Origin of the sequence: Prosthecobacter sp. (assembly GCF_044378005.1) — a bacterium.
GTDB lineage: Bacteria > Verrucomicrobiota > Verrucomicrobiia > Verrucomicrobiales > Verrucomicrobiaceae > Prosthecobacter.
The window spans coordinates 1-22,109 of sequence record NZ_JBILYB010000104.1; the positions used below are offsets into that span (position 1 = coordinate 1).

Annotated in this window: 21 protein-coding genes and 1 pseudogene; 15 read left to right on the forward strand and 7 right to left on the reverse strand. The window is 60.2% G+C overall.

Annotation, left to right across the window (positions count from 1 at the left end; all coding sequences use genetic code 11):
- The 6 genes from AC6FTP_RS18035 to AC6FTP_RS18060 all read left to right on the forward strand — a co-directional run.
- A partial coding sequence (locus tag AC6FTP_RS18035; RefSeq protein WP_497208304.1) for a DUF1592 domain-containing protein occupies positions 1-1,560 on the forward strand: 1,560 nt, incomplete at its 5' end.
- 23 nt (positions 1,561-1,583) lie between these two features.
- Positions 1,584-2,939 (forward strand): Gfo/Idh/MocA family protein, encoded by a 1,356-nt coding sequence (locus tag AC6FTP_RS18040; RefSeq protein WP_497208305.1) that lies wholly within the window; start codon positions 1,584-1,586, stop codon positions 2,937-2,939.
- Positions 2,940-2,956: 17 nt separating this feature from the next.
- Positions 2,957-4,351: a DUF1552 domain-containing protein gene (locus AC6FTP_RS18045; protein WP_497208306.1), complete on the forward strand. Its 1,395-nt coding sequence runs from the start codon at positions 2,957-2,959 to the stop codon at positions 4,349-4,351.
- Positions 4,352-4,368: 17 nt separating this feature from the next.
- The gene (locus AC6FTP_RS18050) at positions 4,369-5,487 is read left to right on the forward strand and encodes a dienelactone hydrolase family protein (RefSeq protein WP_497208307.1); all 1,119 of its coding nucleotides are present in this window, start codon (positions 4,369-4,371) and stop codon (positions 5,485-5,487) included.
- A 17-nt stretch (positions 5,488-5,504) separates the two neighbouring features.
- Positions 5,505-6,497: a leucine-rich repeat domain-containing protein gene (locus AC6FTP_RS18055; RefSeq protein WP_497208308.1), complete on the forward strand. Its 993-nt coding sequence runs from the start codon at positions 5,505-5,507 to the stop codon at positions 6,495-6,497.
- A 14-nt stretch (positions 6,498-6,511) separates the two neighbouring features.
- On the forward strand, positions 6,512-7,909 hold the full coding sequence (locus tag AC6FTP_RS18060) for a hypothetical protein (RefSeq protein ID WP_497208309.1): 1,398 nt from the start codon (positions 6,512-6,514) through the stop codon (positions 7,907-7,909).
- Between the two features lie 39 nt (positions 7,910-7,948).
- On the opposite strand, the gene AC6FTP_RS18065 is transcribed toward AC6FTP_RS18060, so the two are convergent.
- From AC6FTP_RS18065 to AC6FTP_RS18080, 4 genes are all read right to left on the reverse strand, one after another.
- Positions 7,949-8,398, reverse strand: coding sequence for a CBS domain-containing protein (locus tag AC6FTP_RS18065; RefSeq protein WP_497208310.1), 450 nt, complete (start codon positions 8,396-8,398; stop codon positions 7,949-7,951).
- Between the two features lie 63 nt (positions 8,399-8,461).
- Positions 8,462-9,781 (reverse strand): DUF1552 domain-containing protein, encoded by a 1,320-nt coding sequence (locus AC6FTP_RS18070; RefSeq protein WP_497208311.1) that lies wholly within the window; start codon positions 9,779-9,781, stop codon positions 8,462-8,464.
- Between the two features lie 17 nt (positions 9,782-9,798).
- Positions 9,799-12,144: a DUF1592 domain-containing protein gene (locus AC6FTP_RS18075; protein WP_497208312.1), complete on the reverse strand. Its 2,346-nt coding sequence runs from the start codon at positions 12,142-12,144 to the stop codon at positions 9,799-9,801.
- 83 nt (positions 12,145-12,227) lie between these two features.
- Positions 12,228-13,196 carry an NAD-dependent epimerase/dehydratase family protein gene (locus AC6FTP_RS18080; RefSeq protein ID WP_497208313.1) on the reverse strand — a complete coding sequence of 323 codons (969 nt, stop codon included), beginning with the start codon at positions 13,194-13,196 and terminating at the stop codon, positions 12,228-12,230.
- Between the two features lie 55 nt (positions 13,197-13,251).
- On the opposite strand from AC6FTP_RS18080, the gene AC6FTP_RS18085 reads away from it, so the two are divergent.
- Positions 13,252-14,124 (forward strand): NAD(P)-dependent oxidoreductase, encoded by an 873-nt coding sequence (locus AC6FTP_RS18085; RefSeq protein WP_497208314.1) that lies wholly within the window; start codon positions 13,252-13,254, stop codon positions 14,122-14,124.
- Here AC6FTP_RS18085 and AC6FTP_RS18090 read toward each other — a convergent pair whose 3' ends face one another.
- Positions 14,125-14,880, reverse strand: a complete 756-nt coding sequence (locus AC6FTP_RS18090) for an SDR family NAD(P)-dependent oxidoreductase (RefSeq protein ID WP_497208315.1) — start codon at positions 14,878-14,880, stop codon at positions 14,125-14,127.
- Between the two features lie 42 nt (positions 14,881-14,922).
- Positions 14,923-15,756 (reverse strand): helix-turn-helix domain-containing protein, encoded by an 834-nt coding sequence (locus tag AC6FTP_RS18095; RefSeq protein WP_497208316.1) that lies wholly within the window; start codon positions 15,754-15,756, stop codon positions 14,923-14,925.
- Positions 15,757-15,858: 102 nt separating this feature from the next.
- Here AC6FTP_RS18095 and AC6FTP_RS18100 point away from each other — a divergent pair, with 102 nt between their 5' ends.
- The 6 genes and pseudogenes from AC6FTP_RS18100 (at position 15,859) to AC6FTP_RS18125 (ending at position 20,055) form a co-directional block, all read left to right on the forward strand.
- Positions 15,859-16,821 (forward strand): 3-hydroxy-5-phosphonooxypentane-2,4-dione thiolase, encoded by a 963-nt coding sequence (locus tag AC6FTP_RS18100; protein ID WP_497208317.1) that lies wholly within the window; start codon positions 15,859-15,861, stop codon positions 16,819-16,821.
- Positions 16,822-16,829: 8 nt separating this feature from the next.
- The gene (gene dhaL / locus AC6FTP_RS18105) at positions 16,830-17,462 is read left to right on the forward strand and encodes a dihydroxyacetone kinase subunit DhaL (protein ID WP_497208318.1); all 633 of its coding nucleotides are present in this window, start codon (positions 16,830-16,832) and stop codon (positions 17,460-17,462) included.
- Positions 17,463-17,541: 79 nt separating this feature from the next.
- Positions 17,542-18,573, forward strand: coding sequence for a galactose oxidase (locus AC6FTP_RS18110; protein WP_497208319.1), 1,032 nt, complete (start codon positions 17,542-17,544; stop codon positions 18,571-18,573).
- Positions 18,574-18,580: 7 nt separating this feature from the next.
- A complete protein-coding gene (locus AC6FTP_RS18115) occupies positions 18,581-19,369 on the forward strand; it encodes a sterol desaturase family protein (protein ID WP_497208320.1) in 789 nt (262 codons plus the stop codon).
- 15 nt (positions 19,370-19,384) lie between these two features.
- Positions 19,385-19,606 (forward strand): annotated as a pseudogene (locus AC6FTP_RS18120) (CocE/NonD family hydrolase C-terminal non-catalytic domain-containing protein); the annotation flags it as partial.
- Positions 19,607-19,725: 119 nt separating this feature from the next.
- On the forward strand, positions 19,726-20,055 hold the full coding sequence (locus tag AC6FTP_RS18125; RefSeq protein WP_497208321.1) for a nuclear transport factor 2 family protein: 330 nt from the start codon (positions 19,726-19,728) through the stop codon (positions 20,053-20,055).
- Between the two features lie 12 nt (positions 20,056-20,067).
- Here the strand turns inward: AC6FTP_RS18125 and AC6FTP_RS18130 are convergent, their stop codons facing one another.
- On the reverse strand, positions 20,068-20,439 hold the full coding sequence (locus AC6FTP_RS18130) for a winged helix-turn-helix transcriptional regulator (RefSeq protein ID WP_497208322.1): 372 nt from the start codon (positions 20,437-20,439) through the stop codon (positions 20,068-20,070).
- Positions 20,440-20,521: 82 nt separating this feature from the next.
- Between AC6FTP_RS18130 and AC6FTP_RS18135 the strand changes: the two genes are divergently transcribed.
- Positions 20,522-21,118, forward strand: a complete 597-nt coding sequence (locus AC6FTP_RS18135) for a DinB family protein (RefSeq protein ID WP_497208323.1) — start codon at positions 20,522-20,524, stop codon at positions 21,116-21,118.
- 79 nt (positions 21,119-21,197) lie between these two features.
- The coding region (locus tag AC6FTP_RS18140) for an NAD(P)-dependent alcohol dehydrogenase (RefSeq protein WP_497208324.1) at positions 21,198-22,109 on the forward strand (912 nt) is incomplete at its 3' end.

A 22,109-nucleotide genomic window follows, 5' to 3' on the forward strand; every position in this document is an offset into this window, starting at 1 on the left:
ACGATCATCGAGCAGGACGTCGATGCGCCGGAGGACAAGCCGGTGACCATCGAGGCACGTGTGCATCTCACGGCAGGCAGCTATCCGGTGCGCGTGATCAATTCCGTGCCCGGCCCGAACCCCGAGGGCCGCCGCTCGCGTCACAGCGGCACGCCGAATGCCTTCACCACGCTGAAAAGCCGCGTGCCGTGGCAGCTCAAGCTCAGCGACGATGACTTCAAGCCCATCCAGCCCACGCTGATCATCGACTCGCTCGAATGGGACGGCCCCATCGTCGATTCATGGCCCACCGCCGCGCATCAGAAGATTTTTTTTGCGAGCCAGGATGCCAAGGAGATCATCGCGAAGTTCGCCGAGCGCGCGTGGCGTCGTCCGGTGCAAGCGGCGGAGCTGGAGCAGCTCATGCAGCCCTTTGAGCAGTCGAAAAAACTCGGCGAGAGCTTCGAGCAGTCGGTGCGCGTCTCGCTCGTGGCCGTTTTGTGCTCGGATAGCTTCCTGTATCTCCAGCAGGGAGATTCGAATAAGACACGCCAGCAATTGAGCGACTACGAACTCGCCTCCCGCCTCTCCTATTTCCTCTGGAGCACCATGCCAGACCAGTGCCTGCTCGACCTCGCCCGCGAGGGCAAACTCCAGCCAAACCTCCGCAGCGAACTCAAGCGCATGCTCGCCGATTCACGCAGCGTCGCTTTTGCCCGCACTTTCCCGCGCGAGTGGCTGCAGCTTCGCAAGGTGGGCATGTTTGCACCGGACAAGGCGCTGTATCCCGACTACGACGAAAATCTGGAAGGCAGCATGATCGCGGAGACCGTCGCCTTCTTTGGCGAAATGATGCGGCGTAACGGCCACCTGCGCGAGTTCCTCGACTCCGACTGGACCATGCTGAACGAGCGCATCGCCGAGCACTACAGCATCAGCGGCATTCGTGGCGATGCCATGCATCGCGTCGCGTTGAAGCCCGAGCATCATCGCGGCGGCTTGCTCACGCACGGCTCCATCCTCAGCCTCACCTCCGACGGCACGCGGCATCGTCCGGTGCATCGCGGCGTGTGGCTGCTGGAGTCCATCATCGGCAAGCCCGCGCCGCCGCCGCCCGCGAATGTGCCCGCACTCAACACGCCCGCGCCGAACACGAAGAAATCCACCGTGCGCGAGAAGCTGGAGCAGCACCGCTCCGACCCAAACTGCACCGCCTGCCACAACAAGATCGACCCGCTCGGACTGGCCTTCGACAACTACGATGCTATCGGCCGCTGGCGCACCGTGGAGACTGTGCGCGACGGCACCGGCGCTGATCCGAAGCTCGATCCCAGCGGCGAACTGCCCGATGGCCGCAAGTTCGCCGGCTCCATCGAACTCCGTAAAATCCTCCTCGCCGACACCGACAAATTCGCCGCCGCCTTCACCGAAAAACTCGCCACCTACGCCCTGCGTCGCGGCATAACCTTCTCCGACCGCGAAGAACTCCAGCAAATCGCCGCTGCCGCGAAAAAGTCCGACTACCAGCTTCTTTCCCTCATCGAGTCCCTCGTCACCAGCCCGCTGTTTTTGAAACGCTAGATCACCACACACGACCACCATCCATGAAAAAGCATCTCAAGCCCACTCCCACTCGTCGCGACTTCATTGCCACGGGAGCTGCCGTTCTCGGCTTTAACATCATCCCGCGTCATGTGCTCGGTGCGCCCAGCGTGCCTGCGCCTTCGGAGAAGCTGAACATTGGCTGCGTGGGCATCGGCGGCCAGGGCGGTGGCGTCACGCGTGATCTCGCCACCTTTGCCAGTGTACAAATCGCCGCGCTCTGTGATGTGGAGCAGAAGCACGAGGCCACGATGGCGAAGGCTTATCCCGGCAGGCCGTTTTACAAAGACTACCGCGAGATGCTCGCGAATGAGAAAGGCCTCGATGCCGTGATGGTCGGCACACCGGATCATTGGCACGCGCCAATCTCCCTCGCGGCGATGAAGCTCGGCAAGCATGTGTATTGCGAGAAGCCGCTCGCTCACACCATCGAAGAGACACGCATCATGGCAAAGGTGGCCGCCGAGATGAAAGTGGTCACGCAGATGGGAAACACGGGCCACGCCAGCGAAGGCCTGCGACTCACGAAGGAATGGATCGACGTGGGTGCCATCGGCGCAGTGAGTGAGGTGCATGTCTGGTCAGATCGCCCCGGCACCTTCTGGGATTCACAGGGCAAACCACGGCCTAGCGAAAAGCTTCCCGTGCCAGCGACACTCGATTGGAATCAATGGCAGGGCGCAGCCCCCGAGCATGATTATCACCCGCTCTATGTGCCCCGGAAGTGGCGTGGCTGGTTCGACTACGGCTGTGGGGCGCTTGGCGATATGATGGTGCACAATGCCGACCCTGCTTGGTATGCGCTCGATCTCGGCTCACCGACCTCCGTGGAAGCCGAGTGCTCGGAGACCAATGCGGATTCTTTCCCCGTGTGGAGCATCGTCACCTGGCACTTCGCCGCGAAGGGCAATCGCGGTCCAGTGAAGCTCACCTGGTATGACGGCGGCAAAAAACCCGCGCCACCACCCGGATTCGATCCAGCACGCAAGATCGGCGACAACGGCATCCTCTTCCTCGGCGATAACGGCTCGATCATCGCCCCAGGCTGGTCCGGCACGCCACGCATCGTTCCTGAAAGCCAGATGCGCAGCTTCAAACTCCCACCACGCACCATCGCACGCAGCCCTGGTCATCGTGAGGAGTGGGTCGCCGCCTGCCTCGCTGGCAAACCGGAAGATGCGAAGGCCAACTTCGCGTATGCCGCGCCCTACACGGAGGCCTTGCTCACCGGCGTGCTGCCCATCCGCCTCGGCAAACGCATCGAATGGGACAGCGCCGCCATGAAAGCCACCAACGCGCCCGAAGCCGATGCTTTGATCCGCAAGGCCTACCGCAAAGGCTTCGAACTGCCTGCCTAAATTCATCCCACCTTGCCATGTCCAACATCCAATCCCAACGCTGGCTTCTCGATCGCCGTCACTTCCTGCGCGGCATCGGCACCACGGTGGCGCTGCCATTGCTCAATGCGATGATTCCGCTCCGCGCCAGCGCTACCGCTGCAGCGGCGAGCAAGCCAAGGCGCAGCGTGTTTGTTTACATCCCGAACGGTGTGAACGGCATGGCCTGGCAATGCACGAAGTCCGGGCGTGGCTATGACTTATCGCCGTCCTTGCAGCCGCTGGAGAAGCATCGCGATGACTTCACGGTCTTCAGCGGCCTGCATCATCCGAATGGCATCGGTCAGGCGCACGTTTGCGCCGAGACCTGGCTCACGGGCGCGAAGATCGACGCGCAAAGCGGCCGCAAATACGTCAACTCCGTCTCCGTGGACCAGCTCATGGCCGAGGTCACCGGCACGCAGACGCGCCTTCCTTCGCTGGAGCTTTCCATCGGCTCTGGTGGTCGCAATGGCGACTGCCTCGCCTACTCGCGCGATGGCGTGCCGCTCCCGGCCGATGACAATCCCCGTCGCGTCTTTGATCGCTTGTTCGGCGAGGAAGCCGGAGGCATCGAGGAGCAGCGCAAACGCTTCACCAAACGCCGCAGCGTGCTCGATGCCGTGCTCGGCAACGCCAAATCGCTCCGCCTCGCCCTCGGCACCGAAGACCGCACGAAGCTCGACGAATACCTCCATGCCGTGCGCGATGTGGAGCAGCGCACCGAGCGCCTCGAATCCTGGCTCGACGTGCCCAAGCCCGTCGTGGACCCCAAGCTCGCCGCGCCCTTCAAGCGCGACGTTTCCAAAGCGCAGGCCGGTGAATACTGGCGCAGCATGTTCGACCTTATCGTGCTCGCTTTGCGCACCGACATGACCCGCGTCGTCACCTACATGAACGGCAGCGAAGGCAACGGCCTTGCCATTCCCGAAATCCAGATCACGCAGGCCCGTCACAACCTCTCACATCACAACGGCGACCCGCTCATCCTCGACCGCCTCGCCAAAAGCGACGCCTTCATCATGCAGCAGTTCGCGCACTTCCTCGACGAACTCCGATCCGTCAAAGATGGCGACGAGGCCCTGCTCGATCGCACCATGATTCTCTTTGGCAGCGGCATGAGCTACGGCCACAGCCATAGCAACAGCAACCTCCCCATCCTCCTCGCCGGTGGCAAAAACCTCGGCCTCAAGCACGGCCAGCACATCGACTACAACCGCCCGCACCTCAAAGGAGACTACACCCTCAGCTACGACGAATGGAAGTCCCTCTGCGGCAAACCCAAGGACGAAAAAGCCCGGTTAAGCAACGTCATGGTGACGATGCTGCAAAAGATGGAAGTAAATGCCGAGAAGTTCGTCGATAGCCTCGGGCCGGTGAGCGAAGTGATTTGATCCAAAACACCACGTTCATGATTCAAGCTCATCTCAAACATGCGTCGTTGCTTCTCATGCTGCTCGCAGGCAGCGCCATGGCCGCCGACATCGAACTCACCGAGACGCTCCAACTCCCCGAGTGCCACAGCCTTGGCTGGGTGCGGGCGAATGCGGGCGTGAAGGGACAAGGCGCTGGCAATATCATCCTTGATGAAGCCAAATGGGGCACGCCTGCGGCGAATCAGGTCATCGAGCAGCATTGGGATTGGGATCTTAGCGATGCGCAATGGACCGAGGCCGTGAAACAGAAGGGCGAAGGCAAGAAAGAGGACGTGAAGTTTGATCTGTGGATGCCCGATGGCATCGGCAGCGTGCGCGGCATCGTCGCGATCACGGGCCATGGTAGCGGCGAGACGCTCTACAAGCACCCAGAGCTTCGCAAGATCTCCCGCGAGCTGCGACTCGCAGTCTTCAAGTTCGTCGGCAATCCCATGCAGCGCGGTTTCTGGCCTCGCAGCCTGCTTTACGGTCGTTTGAAGGACTTCGGAGCCAAATCGGGGCATCCTGAGCTCGCGCATGCGCCGCTGTTTCTCTACGGCCACTCGAACGGCACCGGCTTCTCCGCCATCTTCACGGCCACAGAAGGTGCCCGCGTGTGGGGCTGGGTTTCGATGCGACCCGGCACGACCTTTCAGGTGTATCAACCCGGCGCGGCGCAAGTGCCCGGCATGGTCATTTTTGGCGAGGATGATGGTTTCTTTGCCCGCCCGTCCAAAGAGCAAAACATGGCCGTCGTCGAAGCGATGCGGAAGAAACACCACGCGCTGTGGCATTACGCCGTCGAGCCGAAGACCGGGCACGGCCCCGGCGACAAGACTTGGCCGCTCGTCTTCTCCTTCCTGCGTCACAGCTTCGCCGCTCGTGTGCCAGCCGATGCTGATCTATCGAAAGGCGGGGTGAAGCTGAACGAACTCAAAGCCGAATCAGGCCACCTCGGCCAAAACTGGAACGCCACAAACGGCGGCTACCAAACTTTGCCCGTCGCGCCCTTCGCCGAGTTCTCCGGCGACAAATCCACCGCCTCCTGGCTCCTCAACGCCGCCTTTGCCACTGACTGGCAGACCTTCCAACGCGACGGTCAGCTCGCGAAATAATCTCACTCCCAACCACCATGAAACTCACCCTCGCTCTAATCGCATCTCTCAGTGTTTCCGCTTTCGCGCTCGATCCTCACGTCGAAGCCGTCACCCGCATCGTCGAAGCTGCCAAAGGCAAAGTCGAAAAGACCGAAGACGGCCAGAGCCTCAAGCTCGTCGATCTCGCTGTGCCAAACACGGGGCCGCACGACCATCGCAAAGACGATCCGTATGACGCCGCCTTTTTCGAGCATCTCGGTCACATCACGACGCTGGAGTCGCTGAACGTCATCTCGACGAAGTTCAATGATGCGTGGATGCCAAACATTGCGAAGCTCGTGAATCTCAAGACGCTGCGCTTCACCAACAACGGCCCGCTCACTGATGCTGGCATGGAGCAGCTCGCAGGGTTGAAGAACCTCGAATCGTTCTCGTTCGTAGGCACGAAGATCACCGGGAAGGCGTATGCCAAGTTTGAGGGCTTCACCAAGCTTGTGAAGGTGAGCCATCGCGGCAGCAGCATCAACGACGAAGGCCTGAAGGAACTCTGCGATCACCTGCCCAACCTCGAAAGCATCAGCCTCGCTCACGCCAAGTTCACGGATGCCGGTGCGGTGCATTTGGCGAAGCTCACGAAGCTCAAGAGCTTTGAGATTGGCACCTCGAATGCCACGCCGCAGGCCTTGGTTCACATCGCCAAGCTTCCACTGGAGTCATTGCAGCTCGGCGAAGGCTTCGAGTCCATCGACTCCATCCCGCTCATTAAAGGCATCGCCACGCTGCGCCGCCTGACCTTGACGAACGCCACAAAGCTGACCGATGCCGAACTGAAGACCGTCGCGGGTCTCACGCAGCTCGAACATCTCGAACTCGGCAAGGTGCCGCTTCCCGATGAGCGCCTCGCCGTGCTCGCTGACTTCGCCTTCCTCAAGTCCATGCGCCTCGTGCCGGTGAAAGAGCCGTTCAGCGACGAAACCCAGGCAAAGATCAAAGCGCTGCTGCCCAAGACCGCACTCACGTTTAAGTGATCCCCTGCCTGCTCATGCGTCTTCTCTGCTCCCTTTTGTTTCTCGGTTTGCCTCTGCATGCTGGCGAACTCACCTTCCCAAAGCTCGAAGACGCCCGCTGCATTCACGGCGAACTCGTCAGCGCAGACTTCATTCATCGCAGCGGCCGATTCCGCACGGAGAAGGGAGATCTGATCGACTTCACGATGCCGCCGTATGCCATCATGAAGTATCGCGGCGCTGAGTCCGACCTGCGCGATGTCCCGCTCGGTGCCAAGATGGATTTCCTGATGCTAACTGATGGCAAACTTCTCACCACAGACGACGGCCAGAAGCCCGATCTCGAGCAGCAAAAGAAGTTCCGCGAGTTCACCGAGAAGCGTGGGGTGGCGGGCTGGATCACCAAGACCGAGGCGAAGACAGTCACCGTGGCCTTGTTCAGCGGCGATCCGGCCTTCTACAAGTCCGCGTATGCGGAGCTGCTCGCCAAAGGCAAAACCACCAAGACCTGCGTGGCCAATGACGAACTACGCACCTGGAACCCCGGTGTCGATGGCGAAGGCGGCTCCATCCTCGACGTGCAGAAGCTACCCACCGATCGCTTCGGCAGCAGCGGCTATCAGATCACCGTCAGTGTCTCCAACATGCTTGAAGGCTTCCGCCGAGGCCGTGTCGTGCGCATCTTCCTGCAAGGCTGGAAGGTGCAGGACCAGTTCTATGGCGAGAGCCTCATGGGCTACGGCTTCGGTCGCATGCAGAACCAGGAACTCGTCGAAAACGTCGCCAAAGAATACCCCGAGCAGTTCCCCTTCCGCACCGATTTCAGCAACGCGCACCTGCCTTGGTATCAGCTCAAGGACGACATCAAACCACCGCCCTTCTCAGAGCATCTCATCCTCGGCGAACTCGTCTCAGCAGATCCCAAAACAGGCAGCGGTCAGTTCCTCACCGAGAAAACCGGCGAGCCCGTGAACTTCACGCTCATCAAGAAGCATACTCTCAAGCATCTCGGCAAAGACACCCAGTTCGCCAAGCTCCCGCTCGGCCAGCGCTACCGCTTCCATTGCTATCAGGACGCCAAAGGCCACTTCACTCGCGTTACCTTCATCAGCGACGAGTTCAGCCATCTCGCCGCCACCGCCACTACCGCCCGAATCGTCTCCATCCAAAGCGACAAAATCCACATCGCCTGGCAGCTTCCGCTCGTGAAAGACTACAACGGCGACATGCAGCGCCCGGAGCCGTTTGGCCACCGCATCCTGCTCATCACCGGGTCCACCCAAGTATGGAAAAGCGACCAGCCTCTCAATCTCACCGACCTCAAACCTGGTGACGAATTCCGCCTCAATCTGACCACCGAACAGCCTGGAAAGCCTGGGGACTGTGCGGAGATTTGGCTCGTCGAGAGTTCTGCGGAGCCAGTCAAAAAATGAGCGATTTTTGAAGCGTGGCGTTATTGGTTCAGGCCAAGGTCAGCCTGGGTAGCCGCCGGAGATGTATTTCTCCAACTGCTCGATGGTCGATCTCTGTGTGGCGATGGTCCACCGCACGAGGTCGCCGATGGAAATGACGCCTACCAGGGTTTCGCCATCCAGCACGGGCAGATGACGAACACGGCTTTCCGTGACGATGCTCATGCACTGCGAGACAGTGTGAGCGGGCCTGACGACAGCCACCTCACGGGTCATGATGGCCCGCACGGGCGTGTCTTTCGAGGATCGCCCTTCGAGCATCACTTTGGTCATGTAATCTCGTTCCGAAATGATGCCAATGAGTCTGCCAGACTCCAGCACGGGCAGTGCACCGATGCGTCTGCCCGCCATTAAGCGAATGGCATCCAGCACTGTGGCTTCGGGGCCGATGCTCCAGACATCCGATCCCTTGTGCTCCAGAAGAGTTTTGGCGGTGGTGGTGATTTCCATGGGTTTGCTTGGTTCCGGTTCCAGATTGAACCGGGACGGGAAACCAAAAGCAAGACCCAAATTTTAGGCCAGCGCCAGCGCTCCGCCTTCACATAGCTCAGCTTTGCCAAACGTCTTCAAGTCGGTGTGACCCATCGCGTGAGCGACGGACATCCAGAGGCGATTGTGCGCGGCTTTGTCGAATTTCAGGCTGCGGCCCATCTTGAAACCGAAGCCACCGCCGAGCATGACGTAGGGGATGTTGTCCAGCGTGTGACTGTTGCCTTTGCCGAGTTCGTTGGTCCAGACGAGCAGGGTATTGTCCAGCATGCTGCCTTCGCCAGAAGGTTCTGGCGTTTCGCTCAGGCGCTTGGCCATGTAGGCAAACTCACCGGCGAACCAAGTGTTGATCTTCATGAGCTTCTCGTAGCTCTCCTTTTTGTCATCGGGATCGTGTGAGAGGCTGTGGTGACCTTCCTCGACGCCGAGCCAGCGCATCTGCGCCATGCCGACCGAGCGCATGTATTGCAGTGTGGCGACACGGGCCATGTCGTTTGAGAGTGAGTTGACCAGCAGATCGATTTGGATGCGGCTGATCTGCGGGGTGTTGTCGTTCACGAGTTCGATGCTCGGGTCCACCTGAGGCACGGGATGCACCAGCTTGCCCTGCTTGTCGGCTTCTGCCAAATCCTGTTCGAGACCGCGTACGAGCGTCATGTGCTGCTCGAGCAGTGCCTTGTCGCGGGCGCTGAGCTTGGATGAAACGCGCTTCAAGTCATTGCGCACGTGATCAAGGATGCTGACGAGGCTGTCCTTGTCCTTCATCTTTCCATAGACCTTCTTCAGCACCTGATGCGGGTCATCAATGGGGGCGATGGGCTGGTTGCCGCCGGCATAGCTCATGCGCGTCCATGGATCGGCGCGATCCGGCACGGCGACGCCGAACTCGAGCGAGCCGAAGCGCGTTTTCGTCTCGGCCCGGCTTTGGAGGAAGTTTTTGATCTCCTGGTCGATGGAGATGTTGCTTGCCCAGCCGGCGGGATTGCCACCACCGCCCATGATGTTGCCTTTCAGCAGTTCATCGCAGGTCAAAAGGCAGCTCATGCCGCGCATGTGGCTGTCGCCATCGCCGCGAACTTTGTTCGCGATTCCATGCAGGATCAGCATGCGATCTTTGTAGGCTTCGAGTGGCTTCAGGATCGACTTGAAGCTGAAATCCGCTCCTTCCTGATCCGGCCAGAATTCATTCGGCAGCGTGCCGTTCGGCGAGAACATGATGACCAGCCGCTGACGTTTCTGGGGAGCTGGAGCACCCGTGATGCTTGGCAGTCCGGTCAGGAAGGGCAGTGCTCCGGCGGAGATACCGAGGTCGCGGAGGAATTGGCGGCGGTGGAGGTGTTTCATGTGGGGGGATTCAAGGTTTAAGGTTTGGCGGTAGTTCCATCCATCGCCACGACGAGGGCGATGTCCATGAGCAGCTTTTGGATGTGGCAGTTATTGGCGGCGAAGTTGCGCTGGAGATCATCGAGAACTTTGGGACCATAGGCGGTGGGCTCCTGCTTCACGAGATGATGGAAAAGATGGCGGATGAAGGCTCGGTGACCGCTGGGGTTCGCGGCGACGTAGTTCACGATGTCGCGCGGTCCAGTGAGACGGACGAGCTTGCCTTCATGTGTGGTGAACTCGCTCACCGGATTGACGGGCTTGTTGTTGTCCTTCGTGCGCCAGCGGCCCACGGCGTCGAAATTCTCCAGGCTGAAGCCGAGTGGGTTGATCATGCTGTGGCAGCTCATGCAGGCACCGCTCCGGGTAAGTTCGCTGATCTTCTCGCGCATGGTCAGCTTGGGATTGAAATGGCTGTCCTCGAAGACCACGGCCTTTTGCGGTGGCTTCAGTGACATGCCAACGATGTTGCGCGTCAAAAACACGCCACGATGAATCGGCGAAGACTGTTTCGTGTAGGCGAGCGAGGCGAGCAGATACGGATGCGTGATGACACCCGCGCGCTGCTTCGGATCAAAGCCAACCCGCTGGAACTCATCGCCCGTCACGGGATGCCCGTAGTATTTGCCGAGGCGCTCATTCATCAGCAGGTAATCCGCCTGAAGCAGCTCGCGATAGTCGGACTTCTCACTCCACACGACTTCATCAATGAATTGCAGCAGTGACTCACGCAGGTCGGCCAGCATCTCGGGCGTGAAGTCAGGGAAGACCTTCGGATCTTTGGAGGCACCTTCGGCGCGTTCGAGTTCCAGCCAGTGATGGAAGAAGCCATGCAGCTTCGCCTTCGTGCGCGAGTCCGCGATCATGCGTTGCGCCTCGGCGCGGACTTGGTCCGCGGTCTTCAGCTTCCCAGTCGCAGCGGCCTGAGTGAGCTTCTTGTCGGGAATGGAATCCCACAGCGACAAAGCCAGCCGTGAGGCAATCTCGAAGTCATCCGGCTTTTGATCGTCACGCAGGTTCGGATACAGAAACTCCGGCGATTTCAGCGTGAAGAGCACCACACGCTTCACGGCTGTCTCGGGAGACTTGGCCGCTTTAAATTGTGCCTCAATGTACAAAGCCTTCTGCTCATCGCTCAAAGGTCTGCGGAAGGCCGACTCGACGAAAGTGAGTGCAAACTTGCGCAGCTTCTCGCCACGATCTGGCGCTCCCGCTTTCGTTTGGGCGAGTTCATCCAGGTTCTCGATCACATGCTCGGCGGTGGAGATGGCGGCATCCGTCACGGCTTGGTCCCAAGCTTTGGAAATCGTGGTGCCGCGTGCGTAGCCGCCGCTGCTGTCATCGGCGGGGAATTCGGTGTTTACGATCATCAACTCGCGTGGACGATCCGTGCGCAATGCATGGGCGGGAATGAGTTCCCTCACGCCATGGGGTGACTTCCACCACAGCTCGATGGACGCGGACTTCTCTTTAAATTTGAAGTGCTCCAGCCGCAGCATGTAGGCACGTCCACCGATGAGGAAGATGGATTTCTTCTCTTCACGCACCTGCGGCCCGGCGCTCACCCAGCCATCGATCAATGGGTCGGACTCATTGCTGTCATTGATCCAAAGGCGGAAACCATTCTCCGACTTCACGGCAAACTCATACACGCCGGTTTCTGCGGCATAGACGCTGCCTTCGAAGCGGTTCTGGAACTGCTCGGCCTCCAGCACTTCCTTCACAGGACTGTCTGCACCCCAGTGAAAGGAGATCCCAGGCTCGACACGGTCGATGGTCTTGTTGGGGCGCTTCGCTTTGATGCCCTTCTTCGGAGTTGTATCCACGGCTTTCTCTCCGGGCTTCGGCAACTCCACTCCGCGATATACCGCCTTTAGGCCATGCTCGTTATTGATCGGCCGGTCAAAGCCTGGCCCCATGCGGAAACGCCCGATCAGGTCCATCACCGATGTGCGGAACTGCTCGATCGTGAGCCGGCTCAGCTCCTTCTGCGGCGGATTCAGCCGCGCCTGCGCCTCAGGCGAGTAAAACGCCCCGTGAATGTATTCCGCGATCAGTTTGGACTCCTCGGTACTGCATAGATCGGGGTCATCCTCCGGCATCGTGCGGTCGATGTATTTTGCCAAAGCCTCCACCGCCTTTTCACCGGTCAGCGGCTCGTCGTATTCATCCTCCACGCCCTGGCCACGATCCCCGTGGCATTCGGCGCAGTGCTTTTTATAGATGGCAGCGCCGGGATGCTCCACAGGCGCGGCAGACGTGCACACCGTCAGCAGGGAGAGCGTTATAAGGACAGATCGGAAATGGGGGGATACTTCAGCCATGAGGGGGGATTTTGGCAAAGGACATAAAGCCATACGTCCACCCCCTCTTTCATGGGTCTCGGATTGCGCCGAACTCGCAAAAACTAGCGAGGCCCAAAATCAGCCAGATACTGACTCACGATCTCCTCCAGCGCCGGAGGCTGCGGGACGCCGATCGCCACGGCGCGGCTGCCGTCCACCTGCTGCGGCCAGTTGTCCACGATACCCTGGATGCGGGCATCGAAGGCATCGACGATGGGGCCGAGGGTAATGCCGCGCCTCGCAGCCACCTCGGTGATGACTTTCTCAGCAATCTGCGGCGTAACGCGATGTGCTGGCAGCACGTAGGCGCGGTCTTTGCCGAGTTTGTCCTCCGAGACTTCGGCGAGGGAGATGAAGCTTTCGATGACGGTGCGGTAGCCAGTCATCGGGTGCGGCTGATCACGGCGGATGGGTAGCAGGCAGGGCTCGCCATTGAGCGGCTCACGGAACATGCCGCTGGCCCAACTGGAGGCGGCGGCATTCGGCTTGCCTGGGCGAATGATGACGGTGGGCAGGCGCACGCTGCGGCCATCAAAGTGGCCTTTACGCGTGTGATCATTCACCATCATCTCGCACATGGCTTTGGTCATGCCGTAGGTGGTTTGTGGGAGCTGCTTCGTGAGATCAGACATCATGCCGGACATGTCCAGCCCACCATAACAGGCCACGCTGCTGGCGAAGACGACGCGCGGCTTGCCCTCGGCCGCACGCGCGGCCTCGAAGACATTCCTGCCGCCGTCGAGATTCACGCGCAGGGCGTCATCGAAGCGCTCCTCGCACTCGCCACTGACCATGGAGGCGAGGTGGAAGATGACATCTACTTTGCTGCCCACCGCGCTGAAGACGGTGGAGCGGTCGCCGATGTCGCCCTGCACCTGCCGCACGCGAGAGTCGGTGGTGGGCTTGTGGAAAAAGGCATCTAGCAGGACGATCTCGCTGACGTTCTGGCCGCAGAGGGTGCCGCGTTCGAGAAGCTTCTGGCAGAGTTGATGGCCGAGGAAGCCGCCGCCGCCGGTGATGATGATTTTCATGAGAGATGGGGAAGAGATTTGCCATCAGGCACTGCCTGATGTGAGATCAGCGAACATGAACAAACCACTCACAGGGCACAAGATCGGATTCGTCGGACTCGGTAATATGGGACGTGCCAATGCACGCCACCTTCACGAGGCAGGCGCAGAAGTCTTGGTGTGGAATCGCAGTGAGGTGCCTGCCGAGGCAGCGGTGGCGCAGGGTATGAAGCGTGCCGCGACGTTGCCTGATCTGGCTCGTGAGATCGGGCCGGGCATCATCTGCATCAATCTCACGATGACCGATGTTGTCGAGAAGGTCGTCTTTGGTGAAGGCGGGCTGATCGAGGGGCTGCATCCAGATGCATTGATCATCGACTTCGGCACCACGGGAGTGCCCGAAACGAAGGAGTTCGCCAAACGCGTGAACTGGGTGGACGCGCCGGTGTCCGGTGGTCAGGTCGGTGCTGAAGCGGCGACGCTGACAATCCTGGCAGGCGGCAGTGAGGCGAACTTCCAGCGAGCGCTGCCCTTGTTTCAAGTGGTGGGGAAAAATATCACGCATCTCGGCACCAGCGGGGCAGGGCAGGTGACAAAGCTCGCCAATCAACTCATCGTGGCTCAGACCATTGATGCTGTGGCGCAGGCTTTGCGCCTGGCGGAGCTTTCGGGTGTCGATTCAGCGTTAGTTCGGAAGGCGTTGCTTGGCGGCTTTGCGGAAAGCCGCATCCTGGACCTGCACGGGGACCGCATGGTGAAGCGTGCCTTTGAGCCGGGTGGTCGTGCCACGCTTCAGCTCAAAGATGTGCGCCTGATGTGTGAACTGGCGGACTCGGTCGGCCTCGACTCACCGACCCTGAAGAACTCGCTCGTGCAGTGGGAGAAATTTGTACACGAGAAAGGCTTCGGAGATCTGGATCACTCGGGCTTGTTCAGGCTGTATGAGTGATCACGAATGCATCACCTGCCCGCCGTCGATGTTGATCGTCTGGCCGGTGATGTTCTTTGCATGATCGGAGGCCAGGAAGCAGGCCATCGCGGCATATTCATCGGGCATCTGCCAGCGTCCGAGATGGGACACCTTCTTGATCTTCTCTGCCGCCCAATCGTCAAAACTCACACGCTGAGACTCGGGCAGCTTGGCCTGCCCGGCGGCCCAGATGGACTGGTTCAGTTCTGTCTTCACCATGCCTGGAGCCAGAGCATTCACGCGGACGTTGTGCGGCCCGAGATCCTTCGCCGCACATTGCGTAAAATTGATCAAGCCTGCCTTCGAGGCGCTGTAGGGTGGGTCGGTTTGTGAACCGATTTGTCCCGCGACACTGACGAGGAAGAGCATGGAGCCGCTCCCGCGTGCGATGAGTTTCGGAGCAAAGGCATGGGCCACATTCACCGCGCCGATGAGATTGACCTCCAGCACACGAGCCCAGTCAGATGGCGGCACATTCCAGAAGGGAAACCCAAACTTGCCCGAGCCGACACCGACGCAGAAGACGACATGATCCACCGTTTCTGTCTCCGCCGCAAAGTGCTTCACGGCTTCGAAATCTGTCACGCTGCCTTCCGTGATGAAGTCGGCATTCTTCAGCCGGTCAAAGCCGCGAACGTGGCAGCCTTCGGCGATAAAGCCTTCAGCGATGGCGCGACCAATGCCCGTGGCGCAGCCGATGACGGCCACGGTCTTTCCCTGGAGATTCAAATTCATGCCCCTCTTTTAAAGTCTGCTACATCGGCGACCAGCAAAAAATCACGCCAGGCTCTCTTGCCGATAGGCCGCAGGCGAGGTGTTGCGATACTGGCGCAACATGCGGCTGAAATAATGCCGGTTCACCAGACCGCATTGCTCGGCGATGTCCTCGATGCTGTCATCCGTGTGGCGAAGCAGCCGACATGCCTCGTCGAGACGGTAGTCGAGCAGCACACGCATGGGCGGCTGCTGAAGTTCCTGCTGAAAAAGGTGATTCAGGTTCCGCACACTCAGCCCGGAGTGCCGTGCGATCTGGTCCGCCGTGAGCTTCAGCCCGAGATGCTGATTCATGAATTCCATCGCCTTCAGCACACGAGGATCAAGCCGCTGATGTTCCCACACACTGCCGGGTAATCTTTGCAGCACCTCAGTGACGAGCTGGATGGAAACCCAGGGGAAACGCACGCTGCCAGGCTTGGCACCGAGTTTGATCAGTTCATTGAGCAGTGAACGCATGGCTGGCGTGCTGGTAAATGAATAGATCCCAGGTGCCGCCCGATCCGCCAGCGGCCCGAGATTGAAATGGCTATACCATTTGCTGAAGGGATGCATCGTCGCCGTGCTGAAAGTCGTGTGCGGCGGGATCAGATACACGTTTCCAGGCTTCAGCGCCGTCTGCACATCACCGATCTCCACGACACCTCCAGTCTCCATCGGCCAGTAAAGCCGCCAGTAGGGGTCATTCAAACGGCGGAGCTCCCACTGCTGAAGCTCAATCTTCCGCGTGGTGAGGATGTCCACCGTGACAGCGGGCAGTGCCACCGAGCGGTTTCCCTGCACGCGGTGAGCCGAGCCAGCAGGCACGACACTGAGGATGGAGGGGAGGTCAGGCATAACAGATTGCGGAATCAGACACAATTCTGGCGGATGCTGGCATGGAAGACAAGACCTCATTGATTATGAAGTGCACACCCAACTCATACACACCGCACCACCATGGCCGACATCAGCACCAGCGCAGCAGACAAGAAGGAAAAAGAATATTTCACCAACGTGCCCCAGGCCGCCCCCGGCTTCTTCCTCAAGGGCTGCCACCAGTATGACTGGGGTCTCAAAAATCGCCTCAGCAAGGTCTTCAATCCCAAGGATGGCCGCACCGTCATGCTCGCCTTTGACCACGGCTACTTCCAGGGCCCGACCTCCGGCCTGGAGCGCGTGGACCAGACCATCATGCCCCTCGAACCGTATGCCGACTGCCTCATGCTCACGCGTGGCATCCAGCGCAGCGTCATCCCAGCCAGCACCACGAAAGCCATCGCGCTTCGTGCATCCGGCGGCACCTCGATGGTCAGCCCCTTCGAAGAATGGGAAGGCGAGATCGACGGCAAGAAAGCCAAGTTTGGCCGCCCAGGTTTCGAGCCACTCTCCAATGAAAGCACCGCGCTGAACATCGAAGAAGCCATCCGCCTGAATGCCAGCGTGCTTGCCGTGCAGGTGTTCATCGGCAGTGCTTACGAGCGCCAGTCGCTGAAGAATCTGACCGACCTCGTGGATGCCGCATCACGTTATGGTATCGCCGTCATGGGCGTGACCGCCGTGGGTCGTGCGATGGCACGCAATGCGCAGTATTTCCGCCTCGCCACCCGCATCATGGCGGAGCTCGGCGCGAACGTGGTGAAGTGCTACTACACCGAAACCGAATTTGAAACCGTGACCTCCTGCTGCCCCGTGCCGATCGTGATCGCCGGTGGCAAGAAGCTCCCTGAGCTCGATGCGCTGACGATGTGCTACAACGCGATCCAGCAGGGCGCGAACGGCGTCGATATGGGCCGCAACATCTTCCAGAGCGACGCGCCGATCAGCATGATGCAGGCGGTGCGTGGCGTGGTGCATGAAGGCCTCACACCTGAGCAGGGCTTCCAGATGTACAACGACCTCAAGGCAGCTGGCACCAAGTAATCCAAGCCATGTCACTCTCACCCAACCAAGTCCGCCTGATGATGATGCAGGTGGCCGATGCCATCATCGAAGCTGAGCCGATGCTCTCTCAAGCCGACCGAGATCTCGGCGATGGTGATCATGGCCTCGGCATGAAGCGCGGCATGGAAGCCGTGAAGGTCCAGCTCGGCGGGCTCGATCCTGCGAGCGTGGAGCAAGTCTTCGTCACCACGGGCACTGCCATGATGACGAGCATGGGCGGCGCTTCGGGCGCCATCTTTGGCACCGTTTACCGCGCTGGTGGCAAGGCTCAGGCCGGGCGTGGAGCCTTTGATGCCGAAGGGCTCGCCCTGCTGCTCGAAGCCGCGCTGGAAGGTGTCATGAAACGTGGTGGAGCCAAGCCGGGTGACAAAACGATGATCGACGCCGTGGCTCCTGCCGCCGCGAAGGCTCGTGAATCCGTGGCGCTGCCTCTTGCTGAAGCTCTCAAAGCCGTCGCAGAAGCTGGCGAGGCTGGCAAAGAAGCCAGCAAAGCCATGATCGCCCAGTTTGGCCGTGCCAAGACTCTCGGCGAAGCCTGCCTGGGCTTCCCCGATGCTGGTGCATGCTCCGTGGTGATCATGCTGAATACGATGCGCGATTACGCGGGCCAGCCCTCCTGACCTGTCTTTTCTCGCCAGATCCGAGCGGAAGCTTGGCATCTTAATCAAAGGCGCTCATGCTGATGGCATGAGCGCTTTTATGTCTCCACTCCTCTTTGTCCTGTCCGGCCTTCTGCTGCTGGAAGCCTCGGCTGACGAATGGACTCAGCTCAAGCCGCTTCCCGATGCCGAAGGCTTCGCGGCACCCTTCGCTGGCGTGAGTCACGGAGCCCTGATCGTGGCAGGCGGGGCGAACATTCCAAAGGACAAATGGGCCGATGTCTTCACGAAGGTCTGGTATGACCGCGTCTTCGTGCTGGAGCAGCCGGAAGGGGAATGGAAAAGCGGCTTCAAGATGGCACGGCCTTTGGGTTACGGAGTCAGTATGAGCGCTGACGATGGCGTGCTGTGCTTCGGTGGCAGCGATGCGATGCAGCATTACGCGGAGGGCTTTCGCCTGACGTGGAAAGAGGGGCAGATCACCAGTACGCCGCTGCCCTCTTTGCCGAAAGCCTGTGCCAATGCCTGTGGCGCTCTCGTGGGACGCACAGTGTATATCGCGGGAGGCATCGAGACCCCTGCCTCCACGACGGCGCTAGCCACGTTTTGGGCGCTCGATCTCGATGCCGCCGAGCCAAGCTGGCAGGTGCTGCCCTCCTGGCCCGGTCCTGCGAGGATGCTGGCCGTCGCAGGCGCGCTGGAGGATGCTTTTTATATCTTCAGCGGCGTGAGTCTGACGGCAGGGCCTGATGGCAAAGCGCAGCGCAGCTACCTTCGCGATGCGTATCGCTTCAGCAAAGATCGGGGCTGGCAAAAGCTGGCGGATCTACCCCGGACGACGGTGGCCGCGCCATCGCCAGCAGCCAGCCTGAGCGGGAAGCTGCACATCTTCAGCGGCGATGATGGAGCGAACGTGAATTTCATCCCCGTCACGGCTCATCCAGGCTTCCCACGAGACACGCTGATCTACGACCCGAAAAGCGATGCTTGGAGCACGGAGGACGGGCTGCCTTTTTCACGCGCCACGGTTCCCGCTCTCGAATGGCAATCCAGGATCATCATTCCCAATGGAGAGGTGCGTCCGAGATTAAGAACGCCTGAAGTTTGGAGTTTACCGCAGCCTCGCCATTAACTCTCCCATGTTCCGCGATCTATTCATCCCTCAAAGCTGGCCCAAGTCCGTGCAGATGTTTGTCGGCATCGCCATGGAAAACTGGCTGCGCTATGCGCTCGTCGCAGGGATCGCCTGGCTCCTCGCCTATGTGATCTTTAAAAAGCGCTGGTGGCGGCGGAAAATCATCCAGCGTGATCCAGCAGCAGGTGATGTGCGACGCGAGATGAAGTGGTCCGTGATCACCGCGCTCGTTTACGGCCTTGTCGGAGTCGTGACGATCCTTATCGGCAAAGCCTACGGGTGGCAAATGTATCGGAAGATCGACTCGCATGGCTGGACTTGGTTCGTGGCCAGCATCGGCGTCGCCATCGTCGTGCATGACACCTGGTTTTACTGGACGCATCGGCTCATGCATCACCGCCGTCTCTTTAAACTGTTCCATCGAGTGCATCACGAGAGCACCAATCCCACGCCCTGGGCCGCCTATTCCTTCGCGCCACTGGAGGCCTTCATGCAGGCCTGCATCTTCCCTTTGCTCGCCTTCACCGTGCCGATGCATCCACTGGCATTCTTTGCCTTCATGATCTGGCAGATCGTCTTCAATGTGCTCGGCCATACCGGCTATGAATACTTCCCGCATTGGCTGATGAAATCTTGGCTGGGCAAAGTGCTCAACACGCCAACCAACCACGTTCAGCACCACGAGAAGATGCGCGGTAACTACGGGCTCTATTTCAATGTCTGGGACCGCCTCATGGCTACCAACCACAAAGACTACGAGACCCGCTTTCACGAAGTCACCACGCGACCATAACAGCTCACGCCCGGCCAGATCGAGGAAGTCACCGTCGATTGCTGGTCCACCAGCCAGATCTTCAACACCGGTCACCGTGTCCGCGTCACCCTCACCTCCAGCAATTACCCCCGCTTCGATGTGAACCCCAGCACCGCCCAGCCCTGGAGCGAAACCGGCGAAAAAGTAAAACAAACCAACTGCATCTACTGCGATGCCGAACATCCCTCGCGCCTCGTCGTGCCGGTGGTGGACTGAATGCGAGAAAGCCATGGGAATGCATCTTGCGGCCAATACAGTAGCGTTTGTTTAACCTATCGGCTGTGGAAGGGTCGGAGGCCGAACCTTTGTTCAAACCCCACCCACTGAAACCCATCATGCCCATCGAACTCACTCCATTGCTGGCCCGCTTCGTCGCTCACATGAATGACGAAGACAGCGCCGCTTTCAGCGCCTGTTTCACGGAAGATGCCGTCGTCGAAGACGAAGGCCACACTCACCGTGGCCGCGCGGCCATCCAGGCCTGGATCGCAAACGCCTTCACCAACTATGCCCCGAAGCTCGTTGTGGCCGATGTCTCAAGCACTGGCGCAGGCAGCGTGATCAGCGGCATCGTCTCAGGCACTTTCCCCGGCAGTCCGATCACGCTCCATTACCACCTCACGCACAACGAAGCGCAGATCAGCCATCTGCGTTGCACGGTGTGAGCCGAGTGATCCTCAAGCCATCTCCATCGCTGCTTTCGTCCCAGGCTCCCACTTCAGGCCCCAATCGCGGATGGAGCGGAGCACGGGGCGCAGCGCGAGGCCTTTGTCCGTGAGTTCGTAAGCGAGGCGCTTGCTGCCATCGGCGGCGGGGATGTGCTGGACGAGGCCGCCATCACGCAGGCGCTCCAGGCGGTCGCTGAGGATGTTCGTCGGGATGCCTTCGGGCGACTCCACGAAGTCTTTGAACCGGCTGCGACCGAGCACGAGGTCGCGGATGATGAGAAGCGTCCATTTGTCGCCAAACAAGTCCAGCGCACAGGCGACCGGACAGGGCGAGCGGCGTGGGGCGGCTTTCGCAGACTTCGTGGAGGACTTTTTCGGCATCTAAGACCATGCGCCACAATCACTTGCATTTCAAAAGCATTATCACTTGCGTTATGCAAGCATTGCGGAATCATCGCCGGATATGAACTCCACCGCTGCCCCCACTTTGGCACCTCCCGGAGCCGGTTTGCCCGCGCCTGAGCTTTGGATCGCCCGCGTCCTTTTCGGACTGAAACGGCGCTTTAGCACTCGCGAGTCCTTCACGGCCCGTTTTGAGCAGGAACGCGAAGCTATCCGCGAATGGCTCGCCACCTGCGATGTAGCACGGCTCGGCGAGCAGGTGCTCATCCCACGCCTTCGCGGTCTGGAAGACAGCAGCCGTCACTGGTCCGTCTGGATGACGCTGGAGCACCTGCGCATCACAAACTCGATCTTTGCCATGGTCATCACCTCGCTCGCGCATGGCCAAGTGCTGACAAAGAAAGCCAGCACTGCCGATGTGAAACCCCGCACCGATGTGACTGCGGCGGTGGAGAAGGCTTTTGAGGCCTCGTGTGATGAAATGCTGGCTGCTGCCGCCGCCGTGCCGGACCTGAAAACCGCCGCGCGATATGCGCATCCCTGGTTCGGCCCGCTCGATGCTGCGGGCTGGCACGCTCTCGCCGCCTCGCACATGGCGATTCATCGTGCGCAGATCGCGAAGATCATCGCGGCGCTGCCGCCGAAGCCAACCGCGTGACTTTGATGCGCGGCCAATCGCCTGTTGCGGCGCGTCGTATCGTCGCGCTAGTCACCGCAGCAGTTCACCCCCATTTCCCATGCCCCACGCCAAAGCCTTCGCCGCCTCCAGTCCCACGTCACTCCTCGCCTCCACCAGCATTCCTCGCCGGGAACCGACCGAGCGCGATGTAGAGATCGACATCCTTTACTGCGGTGTCTGCCATTCGGACCTGCATCAGGTCCGCAACGAATGGAGTGCCGTGCCAACGACCTATCCCTGCGTGCCAGGACATGAGATCGTCGGCCGCGTGACAAAGATCGGCTCCGCCGTCACCAAGCATCGCATCGGCGACATCGTGGGCGTGGGCTGCCTCGTCGATTCGGATCAAAAATGCCCGAGTTGCACGGCGAACCTTGAGCAGTTCTGCCCGCACGCCATTTTCACCTACAACTCGCCCGACAAGCACGGCACCGCGCCCGTGACCTACGGCGGTTACTCCAGCAGCATCGTCGTGGACGAGCACTTCACACTGAAGGTGCCCGCGAATCTGAATCTCGCCGGAGTTGCCCCGCTGCTCTGCGCTGGCATCACCACCTACTCGCCCATCCGCCGCTGGGGCGATGTGAAGGGCAAAAAAGTCGGCGTGATCGGCCTCGGCGGTCTCGGACACATGGGCGTGAAGTTTGCGCACGCCTTCGGTGCCCACACCGTCGTGCTCACCACCTCTGCGAATAAAAAAGACGACGCGCTGCGCCTCGGTGCCGATGAAGTCATCCTCACCCGCGACGCGAACGAGATGCAAAAGCACGCTGGCAGCTTCGACTTCATCCTCGACACCGTCTCCGCCGATCACGACATCAACGCCTACCTCAACCTACTCGTTACCGACGGCACGCTCACGCTCGTCGGCGCACCGGACAAACCGATGCCCGTCTCCGCCTTCGGCCTGATCTTTGGCCGCAAACGCCTCGCCGGGTCGCTCATCGGCGGCCTCGCCGAGACGCAGGAG